The organism is Sphingosinicella terrae (assembly GCF_003347635.1).
Lineage (GTDB): Bacteria > Pseudomonadota > Alphaproteobacteria > Sphingomonadales > Sphingomonadaceae > Allosphingosinicella > Allosphingosinicella terrae.
In genome coordinates, this window is the sequence record NZ_QDFY01000001.1 from 262,397 (window position 1) to 280,000 (window position 17,604).

Here is a 17,604-nt window from a genome sequence, read left to right on the forward strand (position 1 = left end):
GGAGCGCCTCCCCGTGATGAAGGCCCACGGTCCTCTCCATAGTCGCCGCGAGGTGATGCGCGGGATGGTGGCCACCGGGCTGGGACTGGCCGGTGCGGCCTCGGCCAAATCGGCAACAGGCGGGACGACGTCCGGCGCGCTGCTGCAGCGCCTGATGGACGAGCGTGTGCGGCATTCGCCGGAGCTCGCCACCCGGCTGGGCCTGGACACCGGTTCCTCGAGCCGGCTTCGATGGCTCCTGGACGACCGGTCGCTGGCGGCTTCCGGAGCCGTCAAGACGAGAATAAGCGATCAGCTAGGCGCGGTCGAAACGATGACGGATGCGGCCGTCGCGCCGGAGGACCGCCTTCACCTGGACGCCGTCCGCCACTTCCTCCGAGCCGAGCGGGAGATCGGGCGCTTCTCGTACGGATCCGCCTTGGAGCCGAGGCCGTACGTCCTCTCGCATCTCAGTGGTGCCTATGCGTCCGTCCCCGAATTCCTCGCGAGCAGGCATCCGCTGGGCGAAGTGCCGGACGCAGAAGCCTTCCTGTCCCGCATGCGCGGCTTTGCAACGGCCTTGGACCAGGAGCGGGAGCGTCTGCGCCACGATGCGGGCCTCGGCGCCACGCCGCCCGACTTTATCCTTGCCCGAACGAAGGCTCAGCTGACCGACCTGCGCGACACCGCGCCGGAACAGTCGCCGATCCTGATCGCCTTCCGGACGCGGTTGGAAAGCGCGGGACTGCCCCTGAACTTCCACGAAAGCGCGCGACACATATGGTCGACCACGATCGTTCCGGCCCTCGGCCGCCAGATCGAGGCCCTGTCGTCACTCGAGACCCGAGCGCGGCCCGAGGCCGGCGTCTGGCGGCTTCCCGACGGCGAGGCCTATTACAGGGCAAGCCTCGCCAATGCGACGACGACCTCGCTTTCCCCGGGTGCAGTGCACGCCACCGGGCGAGACCTGGTCGAGCAGCTGACTGCCGAGGCGGATCGCCTGCTGCGGGCGCAGGGCCTCACGACCGGCACCCTCGCCCAGCGCGTCGGGGCTCTCTATTCGGATCCCCGCTTCCTCTATCCCGATGACGACGATGGTCGCGCGCGGCTGATGTCCGACATCCGCAGCCGGATCCAGGCGTTCCGCGAACAGGCGCTGCGTGCCTTCCGCAGCGTTCCCAGGATAGCGGTGGACGTGCGCAGGGTGCCGCCCTTGCTCGAGAGCGGTGCGCCGCCGGCCTATTACGAGGATCCCTCCCTGGACGGCTCCCGCCCCGGCACCTTCTATGTCAATCTGGCGACCACCGGGGCGTGGCCGCGATGGCTGCTCGCGTCCACGGTCTTCCACGAGGCGGAACCAGGCCATCACCTGCAGCAGGCTTTCCTGCTGGAAGGCCCGCGCGTGCCCGCGATCCGCACGATCCTGTGGTCTCCCGGCTACGGGGAGGGGTGGGCGGTCTATGCGGAGCAACTCGCCGAAGAGCTTGGCATGTACGACGGCGACGATGCCGGCCGGATCGGCTATGTCCTGACCAGCCTGCTGCGCGCATGCCGGCTCGTTGCGGACACGGGCGTGAACAGCCTCCGCTGGTCACGTGAGCAGGCGGTCGAGTGGATGTCCGAGAACGGCATCCCGCGCCCGCTCGCGGTCAACGAGGTGGAGCGCTATTGCGTCTGGCCGGGCCAGGCGTGCAGCTACATGGTCGGCAAGGCCGAATGGCTGAGGCTTCGGGATCGCGCGCGCTCCGCTTTGGGCGGCAGTTTCGACCTGCGCGCCTTCCATGCGGCGGGGCTTGCCGCCGGTCCGGTGCCGCTGACGATGCTCCAGAACGTCATCGATACTTATATTGACCAAAGTCGCGCGCGATCATGAGCAGATCGGATCGAGCAATATTCGGGAGAAAGTCTATGTCCGAACGCAAGCCGGAGATCGGGCCACTGGTGCGGCCGGGAGCGGCCCTTCGCAACTTCAGGAACGAACGCGGATGGACGCTGGCGCAGGTCAGCGAGAAGACCGGCCTGCCGCTTTCCACTCTGTCCAAGATTGAGACCGACAAGACGGAGCTGACCATCGACCGGCTGCTGCGGATCAGCCTGGCACTCGACTTCAACATCGCGGACTTCTTCGGCTCCCCGACGCACCAGTTCGCGCCGGCGGAGGCGAGCTGCCGCCGGAGCATCACTCGGGCCGGCGAGGGCGAAAAAGTGTCGTCGAAGAACGGCACCTATTTCTACCAGGCCTATGACATTCTGAAGAAGGCCATCACCCCGATCGTCGCGGAAGTCCGCGCCCGAACTCTGGAGGAGTTTGGTGAATTCCACCGTCACGACGGCGAGGAATTCGTGTTCGTGATCGAGGGTGAGCTGGCGATCTATACCGACACCTATACGCCGGCCTATCTCAAGGCGGGGGACTCCATCTTCTTCGACAGTAGCATGGGGCATGCCTATGTTGCGGTGGGCGACCAACCTTGCCGCATCGTCTCCGTCTTCGCATCCAGTGAAAAAAGCGTCGTCGATCTGCTCGAGGGACATGCCGAAGCGCAGGGTGCCCCGGCGGGATCGCTCGAGAAATCAGGCCGGTAGAGCTTCATGCGCGACATGGCGCTGGACCGCGCAACCAATGCGCCAGCGCCTTTCGGCGCCGCGACGAAGCTGGACGACAAATGGTGCCGCCGCTCGGGGCGCGTCCTCATCAGCGGAAGCCAGGCCATCGTCCGCGTGCTCCTCTCGCAAGCGGCTCGTGACCGGGAAAGCGGGCGCAACACCGCGGGCTTCGTGTCCGGCTATCGCGGCTCTCCCCTGGGCGGGCTCGACAGAATGTTCTGGCAGGCCCGCGACAGCCTCTCGTCCGCCCGCGTCCATTTTCAGCCGGGCGTCAACGAGGAGCTCGCCGCCACCGCCGTGCACGGCACGCAACAAGTCCCCCTCATGCCCGGCGCGCGTCACGAAGGCGTGTTCGCCGCCTGGTACGCGAAAGGACCGGGCGTGGACCGGGCGCTGGACGCCCTCAAGCACGGGAATATCAGCGGCGGCACTAGCCGGCTGGGCGGAGTGCTCTGCTTCTATGGCGACGATCATCCGGGAAAATCGTCTACCGTCGCGCATCAGAGCGAACAGGCGATGGCGTCCAGCCTGATCCCGTCCCTCTATCCGGCCGACGCATCGGAGATCCTGCGCTTCGGCCTGCTGGGATTCGCGCTTTCCCGCTACAGCGGCGCCTGGGTCGGCATCAAATGCGTCAACGAGACGGCCGAGCAGACGCAGACGGTCGATCTGGAATGCGAGCGCCTGGAGATCGTCGAGCCCGACCTCCCGCTGCCGCCCGAGGGCGTTCACGGGCGGCTCGGCCCATATAATCCTCAGCGGGACGAGCAGATCGCGCTCGAGGAACGGCTCCCGCGCGTGCGCGCGTTCGTGCGCGCCAACGGCATCGACCGAACCGTCTTTCGCGCCGAACGGCCCAGGCTCGGCATCGTCGCAGCCGGCAAGAGCTTTGGCGACGTCCGCGAAGCCCTCCGGCGCCTGAATCTTGACGACGCCGAAGCGGCCCGGATCGGGATATCGCTCTACAAGGTCGGCTGTATCTGGCCGCTGGAGCCCGAGGGCCTGGCCGAGTTCGCGGCAGGTCACCAAGCGCTCCTCGTGATCGAGGAGAAGAAGAGCTTTCTGGAGGAGCAGGCTGCGGCGATTTTGTTCAACGCGCCCGACCGCCCGCTTCTTCTCGGGAAGCGCGACGAGGAAGGGAGTCGGCTCCTCTCCTCAACCACCTTGCTCGAAGCCGGCGACATCGCCGGGGCGATCGCCGGCCGGCTGGCGCGGCTCGGCATTGGTGCCGCCCTGGGATTCGGCGACCAGGACATCGAGAACGACCCTCCCGGCGACGGATCCGACGCCACCCCGCGCAGGGCTCCATTCTTCTGTTCCGGCTGTCCGCACAGTCGGTCGACGCGCATTCCGCCGGGCAGCCTTTCCATGACCGGTATCGGCTGCCACGCCATGGCGGCCCTGGTCCGGCCGAAGGAAGCTCTCCCCTCGGGCCAGATGGGAGGCGAGGGCGCCAACTGGATCGGGATCGCCCCATTCACCGACGCGCCGCACATCTTCCAGAACATGGGAGACGGCACCTACTACCATTCGGGCTTGCTCGCCATTCGCGCCGCGGTCGCCGCCGGCATCGGCATCACCTACAAGATATTGTATAACGATGCTGTCGCGATGACGGGCGGCCAGCCCGTCGACGGCCCGATCTCCGTGGCCGAGATCGTCAGGCAGGTCGCCGCCGAGGGCGTCAGGGAAGTCGTCGTCGTCAGCGAAGATCCCGGCCGTCACCGCGGCACCGGCTTGCCCTCCGGCGTCAGGCTCCATCATCGCGACGAACTGGAGGCGGTGCAGCTGCGCCTGCGGGATGTGCAAGGCACCACGGTCCTCATCTATGAACAGACCTGCGCGGCCGAGAAACGGCGCCGTCGCAAGCGCGGGCAGGTCCCCGACCCTCCCAAGCGCATGTTCATCGCCAAGGCGGTCTGCGAAGGCTGCGGCGACTGCTCCGTCCAATCCACCTGCGTCTCCATCCAGCCGGTGCCGACGGCGTTTGGCACCAAGCGGCGGATCGACCAGGAAAGCTGCAACAAGGACTATAGCTGTGCGAACGGCTTCTGCCCGTCATTCATCACCGTGCGCGGCGGCAGGAAGCGCAGCTCGGGAATATCCGAGCTGGATCCGTCCCTCGTCGAGCGGCTCCCGCGACCCGCGGTCCGGGACGGCGCGAACCTGATGATCGCCGGAATTGGCGGCACGGGAGTGATTACGGCCTCCGCGCTGATCGGCATGGCGGCCCATCTGGAGGGCAAGTCCGCCTCCCTCTTCGACATGACCGGGCTGGCGCAGAAGAACGGCTCGGTGTGCAGTCATGTGCGGGTGGCGAAGACGGCCGGCGAGATACCGGCGCAACGGATCGGAAAAGGTCAGGCGGACGTCCTGATCGCCTTCGACCTCGTCGCCGCGCTCGGGAGCGACGTGGCGCCGACGCTCGCAAGGGGGCGGACTCGGGCCGTGGTCAACACGGAAGTGGTGCCCACCGTCGCTTTCCAGTTCGTGAGGGATTTCGACCTTGGGCGCGCACGCCTGATCGAGCGGCTGGGCGCGCTCGTCGACGGCAGCGCCATGATGAGGATCGACGCAGCCAGGCTCACGACCTCGCTGCTCGGCCAGGGCGTCACCGCCACGTCCTTCCTGCTCGGCGCCGCATCCCAGGCGGGCCTGTTGCCGGTGTCTGCCAGCGCGATCGAGGAGGCCATCCGCCTGAACGGCATGGCAGTACGGGAAAACCTGACGGCGTTCCAGCTGGGACGGCTACACGCCCATGACGAGAGGGCACTCGCGGCGCTTGCTCCGGGGCGTGGAGCCGGATCGCACGAACCGGTGCCGGAAACGCTTGCGCAGATCGTGGAGCACCGCAACGCCCACCTCGTCCGTTACCAGGGCGAGACGCTGGCCGCCCGCTACCGTCTGCTGGTCGGACGCGCGCAGTCCCGTGAGGCCGAGGTCGTGCCCGGCTCCGAGGAACTGGCGCGCGTCGTCGCCCGCAACTATGCCAGGCTGCTCGCCTACAAGGACGAATATGAGGTGGTCCGCCTGCTCACGGATCCGTCGCTGCGGGCCGAGATCGAGGAAGAATTCGGGAAAGGCGCCAAGCTGGCGCTCAACATGGCCCCACCGATCCTCACTGCGAAAGGGGCCAATGGCCGACCTCGCAAGGGCCAATTTCCCGAAGCCATTAGACCCGTCCTGAAGCTGCTCGCCAGGGGGCGGCGTCTCCGCGGCACATGGGCCGATCCTTTCGGCCATACCGAAGAGCGGCGGCTCGAACGGGCGCTCATCGCCGAGTATGAGCAGCTTGTGGAGCGGGTTCTCGCGACCCTGTCGACGGGCAATCATCGACAGGCGGTCACCATTCTCGGCCTCGCTGACGAGATTCGCGGCTACGGGCCGGTGAAAGCCGAGGCCGTCGTCCAATATCGCCGCCGCCTCCATGCGCTCACCGAAGAGACGCTGAGCCCGCAGGCATAGGCATCTTCTTCTCGCAACCACAAGGAGCTCGGTGACCAGCTCTAATGGGACCATTCGCCACAGCGGCGGCCGAAGCGCGCTTCCTCGAATGATGCCGCCGCTGTCATAGTGACTCCTCTCTGGCCGCTGCCGAGCTAAGGTGGGTGCTTCGACGATCTCCGGGGGACCTTTGGACGTGCCAGGCCGCGCGATTGCCCGCATCCCGACGCTCGTGACCCTGCTCCTCTGCGCCCTCCTCCTCGCGCCCGCGGCCCGTGCCCAAACCGTGGAGGAAATCGCCCGCACCTGCCGCCGCGTCGGCGACGTGCCGAGCCGGGAGGGCGTTCCGCAGTTCATCCGCATCGATCCCGGCGCCGCGGCGGAGCTGGCGCGGATCGGGCTGGACCGGGCGGCGATCTTCGAGCGGATGGCGGAGACGTCGATCCCGGAGACGATGGGCTGCTGGGCGATGCCGGTCGGCAATTTCGACAGCCAGCTCATTTCGGTCGGCATGGCGCAACGCAATTACGGCACCGGCAGCCTGCAGCCGGTGCTCGAGGCGTGGAGGGACGGCTTCGGCTCGCGTCGCCGCTTCCGGCGGGCGCTGGCGGATCTTGCCCCGACTTACGGCCCGCTGCTTTTCTCGCGCGATTGCCTGGCGGTGCCGGTGCGCGAGCGGTGCCGGACGGCGATCCTCGCCGCGCACGATGCGCAGGGGCGGCTCGATCCGGTGTTGGCCGCCGAGCTCACCGCGATCTTCGAGAGCGATGCCATGCTCCAGGTCCAGGCGGACTCCTATGTGCAGCTGCTGCTCGAGGTCCGGGACGAACTGGTGCGGGTCTTCCCGTCCGGGCCGATCACGATGCGCACGGTGCGCTGGGCGATCGACACGGTCGTGCAGCAGGACCGTCTCCCGCCGGACGAGGATATCGCCCGGCTGCGGCGCAAGCTGGCGGCGATGCCGGCGGCGGAGCGTTGGCCGCGGCTGCGCGCCATCTTCGCCTGGTATGAGGGGCTGGCCGGGACGATCGACCAGGACGGGATCGCGCGCGACTTTGCCTGGAACGTCGCGCAATGGCGCTGCCTGATCGACTGGGGGCGGATCGACGAGGAGCAATATGAGCTGCTCCACCTGACCTTCCTCAGGAGCCGCACGGCGATCGGCAATAGCGGGCGGTGGCAGGCGCTGACCTTCTCGCGGCGGGCGAAGATCGTACTCGGGGTGGGCAGCGTCAGCGGACGGCGGGACGGGGAGTGTCCGGGCGGGGAGCGGGCGGCGGAGGGCCGGGCGGACGGAGCGGAGGCCGAACAGCTCGGCCGGACGCGCTGAGGCCGGAAGACAGGAGGAGAAGGGAAGAGAGATCCTGGCTTCCGCCAGGATGATGGGGAGGGGGGCGTACCTTCCCGTGGCCGCCTGCCCCTACCTGATCTCGTAGTCTATCCGGATCCTCACCCAGGCGCCGACCAGGGACCGGCCGCCGCGGCGCGGGGGGCGGACGCGGAACTCCCAGGCGGCGGCAAGGATGGCGCGGTTGATCTGCGATCCGGCCGGATATTCTTCCAGCGGGACGCAACCCTCGACGCGATAATCGGGCGCGGTGCGGCAGGCGATGAGGCCCCAGCCTGGGCCGCGGGCGGTGGAGAGGTAGGCGCGCAGATCCTCCGGCCGCGGCTCGCGATACCAGGCGGCGGCGTAGAGCGGCTCGCCATTGGGGGCGGTGCCGACCCGCTCGGTGTCGCGCAGATAAGCGGGACGGCCGGTGTCGACCGGTCCGTAGACGCGGGGCGCCGACGGCGCCGGCCGGGCGGGGGCGGGGCGGAGGGCGTCGCCCGGAATGTCGGTCCGCAGCGGCGGCGCAGGCGGGACCGGCATGATTCCGGGCGCGGCCGGGGTCTCCGCCGGCTCGGCGGGCTGGGGCGGCCGCGGCTGCTCCGTGTCGGGCTGGTCGGGAGCGGGCGGCGTCTCCGCCTGTTGCTCGGGCTCGGCTTCGGCCTCCTCGGCCGCTTCCTGGGAAGCCTCGGCGGACTCGAAGGTCAGCACATTCGGGGTCCGCTCCTCCTCCGTCCCGGGCAGCCTGACCGCGCCGACCGAGAGCAGGAGGAGAAGCATGAGCACCTCGATCGCCACGGCGAGGCCGATGGCGAGCGCGCGGCGATCGACCCGGCGGCGCAGCCGTTCGACGAAGCTAGGGGCGGGGACGGGGCTCGGCTGAAGCAAGGGGTCTTCGCTGGCGGGAGGCGCGGGACCGGATGCCCGAAGCTAGGGGGCGGGAATAATCGGGCGTCCGACCTTTGACAAGCGAGCGGCGGCCAGGAGCGGCCGCGATCGGACCGGGTGGCGCACCGGCGCCGGACCACCTCAGGCGGCGGGCCGGCGCTCTAGATAGTGGTGCATCCCGAGCCAGCGGACGAAGGCATCGAACCAGCCGGTGCTGGTCGTCGGCTTCGGATACATGCCGAAGCCGTGGCCTCCTTGCTCGTAGAGGTGGAATTCGACCGGCCGCCCGACCGCCCGCCAGCTTTCGACGATCCCGAAGCCGCCTTGGCCGAACAAGGGATCGTCGGCGGCGAGGGCGACGAACATCGGCGGCACGTCGGCGGGAACGGCGACCGACGAGATCGGGCCATAGATATTGCCGATGAAGGCGGGGCCGGCGCCCCGTTCGGTGAGCGCGGTCGCCAGGGTCAGCATCGCTCCGGCCGAGAAGCCGACCATGCCGACGCGGTCGGGGTCGATGCGCCATTCCCCGGCGCGCGACCGGACGAGGGCGAAAGCGGCGCGCGCGTCGGCGATCTGCGGCGCGATGCCGGCGATCGCCTCGTCAGGCGACGGCCGCGGCGGCCGTGCGGCGCCGGCGAACATCTCGCGCATCGAGCGCTCGAATCCTTCCATGTCCGCCGGTGTCGGGTTCAGGCGATATTTGAGCACGAAGGCGGCGACGCCGCGTTCGGCCAGCGCGCGGGCGACGTTCCAGCCTTCATTCTCCATCGACAGCTGTCGAAAGCCGCCGCCGGGCGCGACGATCACGGCGGCGCCGGTCGCGCGCGCCGGATCGGGGAGGAAGGGGGTCAGGGTCGCGACGGTGACGTTGCGCGCGAACAGGCTGCCATATTGGCGGTGCCAGGTCTCGGTCGCGGTCGCACCGGGCAGAGGGCCGGTGTCGAGCGTCAGCGCACCGGGCTGGCTCGGAATCTCGGTCGGAATCATCCGGTCGTCCTGCGCCCGCGCCGGCGAAGCGAAAGCGAGCGATGCGGCGAGGGCGACGGCGGCGAGGGGCACCGCCGCGCGCCGGAGCCGATCGGAAACCGGGTTCGACAGGCGCAGGATGGTCACGCTTATCTCCTGGAGGTTGCCGGTCGGGTCGGCGCCACGCCGGTCACCGCTCGGCCTCGAGGCGGAGCACGGCCACCGATGTTGCGGGCAGATCGAGGCGAAGCGCGGTCCCGTCCACCCGCGCCGCGATCGGCCGCGGCCGGACGGCATCGGGGGCATCGAGGCTGTTGTGCGAATCGACCCGCGGCGCGGTCAGCACTTCGCCGGCGGCCGAGCGCAGGTGCATCCCTTCCACGTTCAGCGACAAGCTTGCCGGGCGCTCGGGATCGACATTGGTGACGGCGAGCCACAGCGCGCCGTCGGCGGCGCGCGCCGCGATCGCGTCGAGGCGCGGCAAGCTGAGGTCGCCGTGCCGGTAGGTTCCAGCGGCGAGCTGCAGCGGGACGAAGCGGGCCTCCTGGAACGGCACGTACATCCGGAACAGGTGATAGGTCGGAGTCAGCACCATGCGCGGGCCGTCGGTGAAGATCATCGGCTGCAGCACGTTCACCATCTGGGCGATGTTGGCGCCTCGGACCCGCTCGGCATGACGGGCGAAGATGTTGAGGTTGAGCGCGGCGATGACGGCGTCGCGCAATGTGCTCTGCTGCTGGAGGAAGCCGGGATTGGTGCCCGGCAGCGGCGCCAGCCAGACGCCCCATTCGTCGACATAGAGGCCGATCCTTCTCTCCGGATCATGGCGATCCATGATCGCGGCATGGGTCGAGATCAGCCGGTCGATATTGAGCGTCTCGGCGATCAGGGCGGCATATTCGCGCGTGCCGAAGCGGGCGCTGTCGTAGCTCGGCGGCCAGCCGCCGGTGGTGTAATAATGGAGGGAGATGCCTTCTATGTCCCAGCTCCACACCTTGTCGCGCCAGGCCTGCATCACCGCCTCGGTATAAGCCGTGCTCGCCCCGTCCGGGCCGACGGCGATGCGGCGCATGGCATTCTCGCCCGTCTGATCCGGATTGAAGTTGCGGGCGAAGCGCGCGTAGCTCTTCATCTCCTCGACATAATGGTCCGCGCTCATCGCGCCGCCGCAGCCCCAGCTCTCGTTGCCGAGGCCGAGAAGGAGGAGGCGATAGGGGTCCGCGCGGCCATTGGCGGCGCGCTCCCGCCCGAGCCGCGTCGGCTGCGGCGTCGTCATATATTCGAGCCACTCCGCCGCCTCGCGCGGCGAGCCGGTGGCAAGGTTGAGCGAGACATAGGCCTCGCTGCCGATCTGATCGACGAAGTCGAAGAATTCGTGGGTGCCGAACTGGTTGGATTCGGTCACTCCGCCCCAATTGGGATTGAGCGTGGTAGGCCGCTGGGCTCGTGGGCCGATGCCGTCGCGCCAGTGATATTCGTCGGCGAAGCAGCCGCCCGGCCAGCGCACGTTGGGCACGCGCAGCGCGCGCAGCGCCGCGACGACGTCGCTGCGGATGCCGCGCACGTTCGGAATCGGCGACTCCTCGCCCACCCAGACTCCGCCATAGATGCCGGTGCCGAGATGCTCGGCGAACTGACCGAACAGGTGGCGGCTGATCGTCGGCCCCTCCTGGCCGGGGCGAAGGGCGAGGGCGATCGCCTCGTCCCCGCCCTGCGGCTGGGCCGCGGCCGGCGCCGCCGCCGCGGCCAGGGCGATGAAGGCGGCGAGAGCGAAGGCCCAGCCCGCGGCGCTGCGTGTCATCCTCATGATCATGCCGCCTCCGGCTCCGGCTCCGGGTCGGGCAAAGCGTGGGTCGGCCGGCAGCCCCAGAGCGCGTAGAACAGGACATAGACCTCGCAGGCCGCGGTCAGCAGAAACGACCATTGCAGGCCGTAGAGATCGGCGAGCCAGCCCTGGACGACGACGAGCGCGCCGCCGGCGATCGCCATTATGAGGAGCCCGGCGCCTTCCTCGGTCAACGGCCCGAGGCCCTTGATCCCGAGCGTGAAGATGGTCGGGAACATGATCGAGTGGAAGAAGCCGACCAGGATCAGCGACCACATGGCGATCGGACCGTGGGCGAAGGTGGTGACGAGCGTCACCGCCAGCGCGCCGACGGAGAAGGCGGCGAGCACATGCTCCGCCGCGAAGCGCTTCATCAGCACGCTGCCGAGGAAGCGGCCGACCATCATCCCGCCCCAGAGCAGGGCCAGATAGCGGGCGGCCTGCTCGTGGGTGATCGCGGCGATGTCCGGCTGCGACACGAAGTTGATGAACAGGTTGGCGACGCCGATCTCGGCGATCAGGTAGATGAAGATGGCCGGCACGCCGAAGACGAGATTGCGGTGCCGCCACAGCGACAGCGCCTCGCGCTGCGCGCGCGCGACACGCTGCGTCGCCCGTCCGATCGCCGGCAGCGGGAAGCGCGCGATGACAATGGCGAGCAGGACCAGGACGGCGGCGACGATGATGTAGGGCAGGATCACCGACTGGGCATCGGCATAGCGCTCGGCCTCGGTCAGCTGGACGCCGGCCTCGGCGGTGCCGCCAGTCGAACGGCCGAGAATGAGATAGCCGGCGAACAGAGGCGCCAATGTCGTGCCGAGCGAATTGAAGGCCTGGACGAGGTTGAGGCGCGACGAGCTGGTCTCGGGCGGGCCGATCACCGCGACGTACGGGTTGGCCGCGACCTGGAGCAGGGTGATGCCGCTCGCGATGACGAACAGGGCCACCAGCACGAAGCCGTAGGAGGGCAGCCAGGCGGCCGGCACCATCATCAGCGCGCCGGCCGCCATGATAGCAAGGCCGACGACGATGGCGCGCTGGTAGCCGATCCGCTCGATCAGCTTCGCCGACGGGATGGAGGCGACGAAATAGGCGATGAACCAGACGCTCTCGATCAGCGTGGTCCGGGTGTAGTCGAGCACGAACACGCTGCGCAGGTGCGGCAGCAGCGCATTGTTGATGACCGTGATGAAGCCCCACATGAAGAACAGGCTCGCCAGCAAGGTCAGCGCAGGGGTGTAGTCGGCGCGCGCGAGCGCTCCGGACCCGGCTGCTGGCGGAGTCACCGGTGCGGCGCCCATATCGTCCTCCCCCTGGCGTCCCCGATTTGGCCGGGGATCGCGTTATGAAGCACCGCGCCGAACCTCCCTCCCCCTTGTGGGGAGGGCCGGGGTGGGGGTGCCGGCCTCCGGCCGGCGCGCGACAATGTCGCGCACCCCCCTCTCCAACTCTCCCCCACAAGGGGGGAGAGGGTACGGCCCGTGCAACCAACGCCTCAGCGCGATCCTGCTACTTTAGGGTCAGTTGCTTGCTCTTTTTTTGTCTGACTATAAAATGCGCGGAAGGCCGTCAACGGCCATGACGTGCGGGAGAGAAGGATGGGGATGGCGAGGGGGGCGGTGGTCGCCGCGGCGGCGATGCTCGCCTGGGCGGGCACGGCGCGGGCGACGGAAGCGGAACGCTCGAGCGCGGGGACGCTCGCCGACGGGACGAGGGTCGAGGCGGTCACCCTCTCCAATGCGGCCGGCGTCTCGGCGCGGATCCTGAGCTACGGCGCGACCCTGCAGTCGCTGCGCGCGCCGGACCGGCAGGGCCGGCTGGCGGACGTCGTGCTCGGCCATGACGATGTCGAAAGCTATCAGAGCCGGCCCAATTATTTCGGTGTCACCGTCGGCCGCTACGCCAACCGCATCGCCGGCGCCCGGTTCGCGCTCGACGGCCGGACCTACAGCCTGTCGGCCAACGACACGACCAATTCGCTGCACGGCGGGGCCGAGGGCTTCGACAAGAGGAACTGGCGGATCGTCTCGGTGGACAACGGGCCGGTGGCGCGGGTGGTGCTCGCTCTGGCCAGCCCGGACGGCGACCAGGGCTATCCCGGCCGGCTCGAGGTCACGGTCACTTATACGCTCAACGAGGCGGGCGAACTCGGCATCGCCTTCGAGGCGGCGACCGACGCGCCGACCATCGTCAACCTCACCAACCATGCCATCTTCAATCTCGCCGGCGAGGGGGCGCCGGGCGGCACCGCCGGGCACCGGCTGACCATCCCGGCGCGCGCCTTCACGCCGGTCGACGAAAGGCTCATCCCGACCGGCGAGCTGCGGCCGGTGGAGGGGACGGTGTTCGATTTCCGCGAAGGACGTCCGATCGACCAGGACATACGCGACGGCCGCGACGCGCAGATCCGGATCGGGCGCGGCTACGATCACAATTTTGCGCTCGACAAGGGACGGACCGCGGAGCCCGGGCTGGCGGCGCGTCTCGAGGATCCGGGATCGGGCCGGGTGCTGGAAGTGCTCACCACCGAACCCGGGCTGCAAGTCTATACCGGCAATTTCCTGGACGGGACCCTCGTCGGCAAGGGCGGGCATCTCTACCGCATGGGCGACGGCATCGCGCTCGAGCCACAGACCTTCCCCGACTCGCCGAACCAGCCGGCCTTCCCCTCGGCGCGGGTCGATCCGGGGACGACCTATCGCCACGTGATGATCTATCGCGTGTCGACGCTGCCTTGAGGACCCAGGCATGAGCAGACGTCCGTTGCGATCGCGGGCCTGGTTCGACGATCCCGGCCATGTCGACATGACCGCCCTCTATCTGGAGCGCTACCTCAATTTCGGGCTGAGCCTCGAGGAGCTGCAATCGGGAAAGCCGATCATCGGCATCGCCCAGACCGGATCGGACCTGTCGCCCTGCAACCGCCACCATCTGGTGCTGGCGGAACGGGTCCGCGAGGGCATTCGCGAAGCCGGCGGAATCGCGATCGAGTTCCCCGTCCATCCGATCCAGGAGACGGGCAAGCGGCCGACCGCGGGGCTGGACCGCAACCTCGCTTATCTCGGGCTGGTCGAGACGCTCTACGGCTATCCGATCGACGGCGTGGTGCTGACGATCGGCTGCGACAAGACGACGCCGGCCTGCCTGATGGCGGCGGCGACGGTGAACATCCCGGCGATCGCCCTGTCGGTGGGTCCGATGCTCAACGGCTGGTACAAGGGCGAGCGGACGGGATCGGGCACGATCGTGTGGAGGGCGCGCGCGATGCTCGCCGCCGGCGAGATCGACGCCGCGGCCTTCATCCGCCTGGTCGCCTCCTCGGCACCGTCGACCGGCTATTGCAACACGATGGGCACGGCGACGACGATGAACGCGCTCGCCGAGGCGCTTGGCATGTCGCTGCCCGGCTCCGCCGCGATCCCGGCGCCCTATCGCGACCGGCAGGAGATCGCCTACCGGACCGGAAAGCGGATCGTCGAGATGGTCGAGGCGGATTTGAAGCCCTCCGACATCCTCACGCCCGCGGCCTTCGACAATGCGATCCGGGTCAATTCGGCGATCGGCGGATCGACCAACGCGCCGATCCACGTCATCGCCATCGCCCGCCAGATGGGCGTCGAGCTGCCGCTCAAGGACTGGCAGTCCAAGGGACACCGGGTGCCGCTGCTGGTCAACCTCCAGCCCGCCGGCGAATATCTCGGCGAGGATTTCTACCGCGCCGGCGGGGTACCCGCGGTCATCGCCCAGCTCATGCGCCACGGGCTCATCCACGAGGACGCGCTGACGGTGAACGGCCGCTCGATCGGAGACAACAACCGGGACGCGCTCATCGAGGACGAGGCGGTGATCCGGCCCTATGAGCGTCCGCTCATGGCCGATGCCGGTTTCATCGTCCTCACCGGCAATCTGTTCGAATCGGCGATCATGAAGACCAGCGTGATCTCGGACTCCTTTCGCGACCGCTATCTCTCCGATCCCGACGATCCGGAGGCGTTCGAAGGGCCGGTGGTCGTGTTCGACGGGCCGGAGGAGTATCGCCGCCGGATCGACGACCCGGCGCTGGCGATCACGCCCGAGACGATGCTGGTCATGCGGGGCGCCGGGACGGTCGGCTATCCGGGCGCCGCGGAAGTGGTGAACATGCGCCCGCCCGATTATCTCATCGCCGCGGGCATCGACGCCCTCCAGTGCATCGGCGACGGCCGCCAGTCGGGCACCAGCGGCAGCCCCTCGATTCTCAACGCCTCGCCCGAGGCGGCGGCGAATGGCGGGCTCGCCTTGCTGCGGACCGGCGACCGGGTCCGCGTCGACCTCAAAGCGGGCCGGGTCGACGTGCTGCTGGGCGAGGACGAGCTGACCGAGCGGCGCCAAGCGCTGGAGGCGCAAGGCGGCTATCCCTATCCGCCATCGCAGACCCCGTGGCAGGAGATCCAGCGGGCGCTCGTCGGCCAGCCAAGCAAAGGCGCGATCCTGGAAGGCGCCGAGGCCTATCAGCGCATCGCCCAGACCAGAGGCCTGCCGCGGGACAATCATTAGCGACCGTCCAGGCGTCAGCCCCTCCTTCGTCATCCCAGCGGAAGCTGGGATCTCAATGCCTTGAGGCTGCTTTCGCGGGAAGGTGATGAGAAGGGAGATCCTGGCTTTCGCCAGGATGACGCGGGGGATCGCCAGGAAGACGAAGAGGGTCAGAGCTTCCGCACCGTCACCGCCTCCTCGGGGCGCCGCGCGAGGAGGTTGCGTAGCGGCAGGCGGAAGGGGGGCGCCTCGATCTCGAAAATGTCGCCGGGCTCGGTGCGGATGCCGTCGGCGAAGGAGAGGGTCGCGGTGCCGAAGAAATGGACGTGGACGTCGCCGGGGCGGCGGAACAAAGGATATTTGAAATGGTGATGCTCGAGATTGGCGAGGCTGTGCGACATGTTCGCCTCGCCGGTCAGGAACGGCTTCTCCCACAGGATCGCGCCGTCGCGGACGATCCGGCTCGAGCCGCGCACGTCCTCGGGCGGATCGCCGACGAGCAGCTCGGGGCCGAGCGCGGCCTGGCGTAGCTTCGAATGGGCCAGCCACAGATAATTGTGCCGCTCGGTGACGTGGTCGCTATACTCGTTGGCGAGGCACAGGCCGAGCCGGTGCGGCGTGCCGTCGGGGCCGACAAGGTAGAGCCCGGCGAGCTCGGGCTCCTCGCCGCCGTCCTGGGCGAAAGCGGGCATATCCAGCATGCCGCCCGGGCCGACGAGCATCGTGCCGTCGCCCTTGTAGAACCATTCGGGCTGCTGGCCGACCGCGCCCGGCGCCGGCTTCCCGCCCGCGACGCCTTCGAGGAACATCCGCATGGAATCGGTCTGGCCCTCGGCCGCGGCCTGGCGGTGCATCCGGTCGCGGCCCTCGGCCGAACCGAGATGGGTGAGGCCGGTGCCGGTCAGGGTCAGGTGCGCCGGATCGTCATGGTCGATCGGCGCGATCAGAGTCCCGGCGGCAAGCTCGGCCTCCAGATCGACCGAGCCTTCGAGTCCGATCCGGTCGACCAGCTCGGCGAGCCCCAGTCCGTCGGCGATCGCGCGGGCCGCCAGCGAGCGGATGTCGGTGGCGCCGGCGACGAAGCTCGCCTCGTCTTCGCGCGCGGCGATGACCCGCCGCGCTCCGTCCTTTCCTCGATACTGGACGAGCCGCAACGCCATTGGTCCTGCCTCCGCACAGCCGCGCCGCGGCCACTTTCTCCATTCCGTTTAGTCAGACATATTTTTCGGCGCTTCAAGCCCCCGGAACTTGAGTTTGGCCATCGATGCTGCAGAAGGAAGGCCCAACAGCCGGAGGTCGATCGCCCGTGCCGCAGCAGCGTAAATCCGAGCCGGACCCGCGCGGCGCGGCGCGACACGGCACCGGGCGCCGGCTTCGCGGCGCGGTCGCCCATTATCTCGGCACCGCGATCGTCTCCGGCCGGATCGCGCCGGGCGAGCGGCTCGCCGGCGAGATCGCCCACGCCGCGGCGCTCGACGTGTCGCGCAGCGCCTATCGCGAGGCGGTCCAGGTGCTCACCGCCAAGGGGCTGGTGGAAAGCCGCACCAAGGCCGGGACGCGGGTGCTGCCGAGGAGCCGCTGGAACCTGCTCGACCCCGACGTGCTGGCCTGGGCCTTCTCCGGCGAGCCCGATATCGGCTTCGTGCGCGACCTGTTCGAGCTGCGCGCCATCGTCGAGCCGGCGGCCGCCCGCTTGGCCGCGGAGCGCCGCGACAAGGACGACCTCAAGGCGATGAAGGCGGCGATCGCCGGGATGCGGCGCCACACGCTCGGCACCGATGCCGGGCGCGCCGCCGACCGCGACTTTCACGACGCCATCCTCCAGGCGACGCATAACGAGGCGCTGATCACCTTGAGCGCCAGCATCGCCGCGGCGGTGGGCTGGACCACACAGTTCAAGCAAAGGGCGCGGGCGCTGCCCCGCGATCCGCTGCCGGACCATGTCCGCGTCCATGATGCGATCGTCGCCGGGGACGGCGAGGCGGCGAGCGCGGCGATGCGCCTGCTCGTCGAGCTGGCGCTCGACGACACGCAATCCTCGATGTGA

General features: G+C 69.0%; 12 protein-coding genes. 7 read left to right on the forward strand and 5 right to left on the reverse strand.

What is annotated here, in order from left to right; translation table 11 throughout:
- Positions 1 to 16 precede the first annotated feature (16 nt).
- The 4 genes from DDE10_RS01260 (at position 17) to DDE10_RS23275 (ending at position 7,360) form a co-directional block, all read left to right on the forward strand.
- The gene (locus DDE10_RS01260; RefSeq protein ID WP_114950912.1) at positions 17 to 1,852 is read left to right on the forward strand and encodes a DUF885 domain-containing protein; all 1,836 of its coding nucleotides are present in this window, start codon (positions 17 to 19) and stop codon (positions 1,850 to 1,852) included.
- A 35-nt stretch (positions 1,853 to 1,887) separates the two neighbouring features.
- Positions 1,888 to 2,565, forward strand: a complete 678-nt coding sequence (locus DDE10_RS01265; protein WP_162806201.1) for a helix-turn-helix domain-containing protein — start codon at positions 1,888 to 1,890, stop codon at positions 2,563 to 2,565.
- A gap of 6 nt (positions 2,566 to 2,571) precedes the next feature.
- Positions 2,572 to 6,051 carry an indolepyruvate ferredoxin oxidoreductase family protein gene (locus tag DDE10_RS01270; RefSeq protein WP_284734363.1) on the forward strand — a complete coding sequence of 1,160 codons (3,480 nt, stop codon included), beginning with the start codon at positions 2,572 to 2,574 and terminating at the stop codon, positions 6,049 to 6,051.
- Between the two features lie 175 nt (positions 6,052 to 6,226).
- Complete coding sequence (locus tag DDE10_RS23275; RefSeq protein ID WP_162806203.1) at positions 6,227 to 7,360, forward strand: hypothetical protein; 1,134 nt, start codon at positions 6,227 to 6,229, stop codon at positions 7,358 to 7,360.
- A gap of 90 nt (positions 7,361 to 7,450) precedes the next feature.
- Here DDE10_RS23275 and DDE10_RS01280 read toward each other — a convergent pair whose 3' ends face one another.
- From DDE10_RS01280 to DDE10_RS01295, 4 genes are all read right to left on the reverse strand, one after another.
- Complete coding sequence (locus DDE10_RS01280) at positions 7,451 to 8,248, reverse strand: hypothetical protein (protein WP_114950914.1); 798 nt, start codon at positions 8,246 to 8,248, stop codon at positions 7,451 to 7,453.
- Positions 8,249 to 8,389: 141 nt separating this feature from the next.
- Positions 8,390 to 9,358 (reverse strand): alpha/beta hydrolase, encoded by a 969-nt coding sequence (locus DDE10_RS01285; RefSeq protein WP_432653705.1) that lies wholly within the window; start codon positions 9,356 to 9,358, stop codon positions 8,390 to 8,392.
- 49 nt (positions 9,359 to 9,407) lie between these two features.
- Complete coding sequence (locus tag DDE10_RS01290; RefSeq protein ID WP_284734364.1) at positions 9,408 to 11,024, reverse strand: alpha-N-arabinofuranosidase; 1,617 nt, start codon at positions 11,022 to 11,024, stop codon at positions 9,408 to 9,410.
- 2 nt (positions 11,025 to 11,026) lie between these two features.
- Complete coding sequence (locus DDE10_RS01295; RefSeq protein WP_114950916.1) at positions 11,027 to 12,343, reverse strand: sugar MFS transporter; 1,317 nt, start codon at positions 12,341 to 12,343, stop codon at positions 11,027 to 11,029.
- A 297-nt stretch (positions 12,344 to 12,640) separates the two neighbouring features.
- Between DDE10_RS01295 and DDE10_RS01300 the strand changes: the two genes are divergently transcribed.
- Together DDE10_RS01300 and DDE10_RS01305 are read left to right on the forward strand one after the other, a co-directional pair.
- A complete protein-coding gene (locus tag DDE10_RS01300) occupies positions 12,641 to 13,780 on the forward strand; it encodes an aldose epimerase family protein (protein ID WP_114950917.1) in 1,140 nt (379 codons plus the stop codon).
- A gap of 10 nt (positions 13,781 to 13,790) precedes the next feature.
- Entirely contained in the window at positions 13,791 to 15,578 is a 1,788-nt protein-coding gene (locus DDE10_RS01305) for an IlvD/Edd family dehydratase (RefSeq protein WP_114950918.1), read from the forward strand.
- 149 nt (positions 15,579 to 15,727) lie between these two features.
- On the opposite strand, the gene araD1 is transcribed toward DDE10_RS01305, so the two are convergent.
- A complete protein-coding gene (gene araD1, locus DDE10_RS01310; RefSeq protein WP_114950919.1) occupies positions 15,728 to 16,717 on the reverse strand; it encodes an AraD1 family protein in 990 nt (329 codons plus the stop codon).
- 146 nt (positions 16,718 to 16,863) lie between these two features.
- On the opposite strand from araD1, the gene DDE10_RS01315 reads away from it, so the two are divergent.
- On the forward strand, positions 16,864 to 17,604 hold the full coding sequence (locus tag DDE10_RS01315) for a FadR/GntR family transcriptional regulator (protein ID WP_284734365.1): 741 nt from the start codon (positions 16,864 to 16,866) through the stop codon (positions 17,602 to 17,604).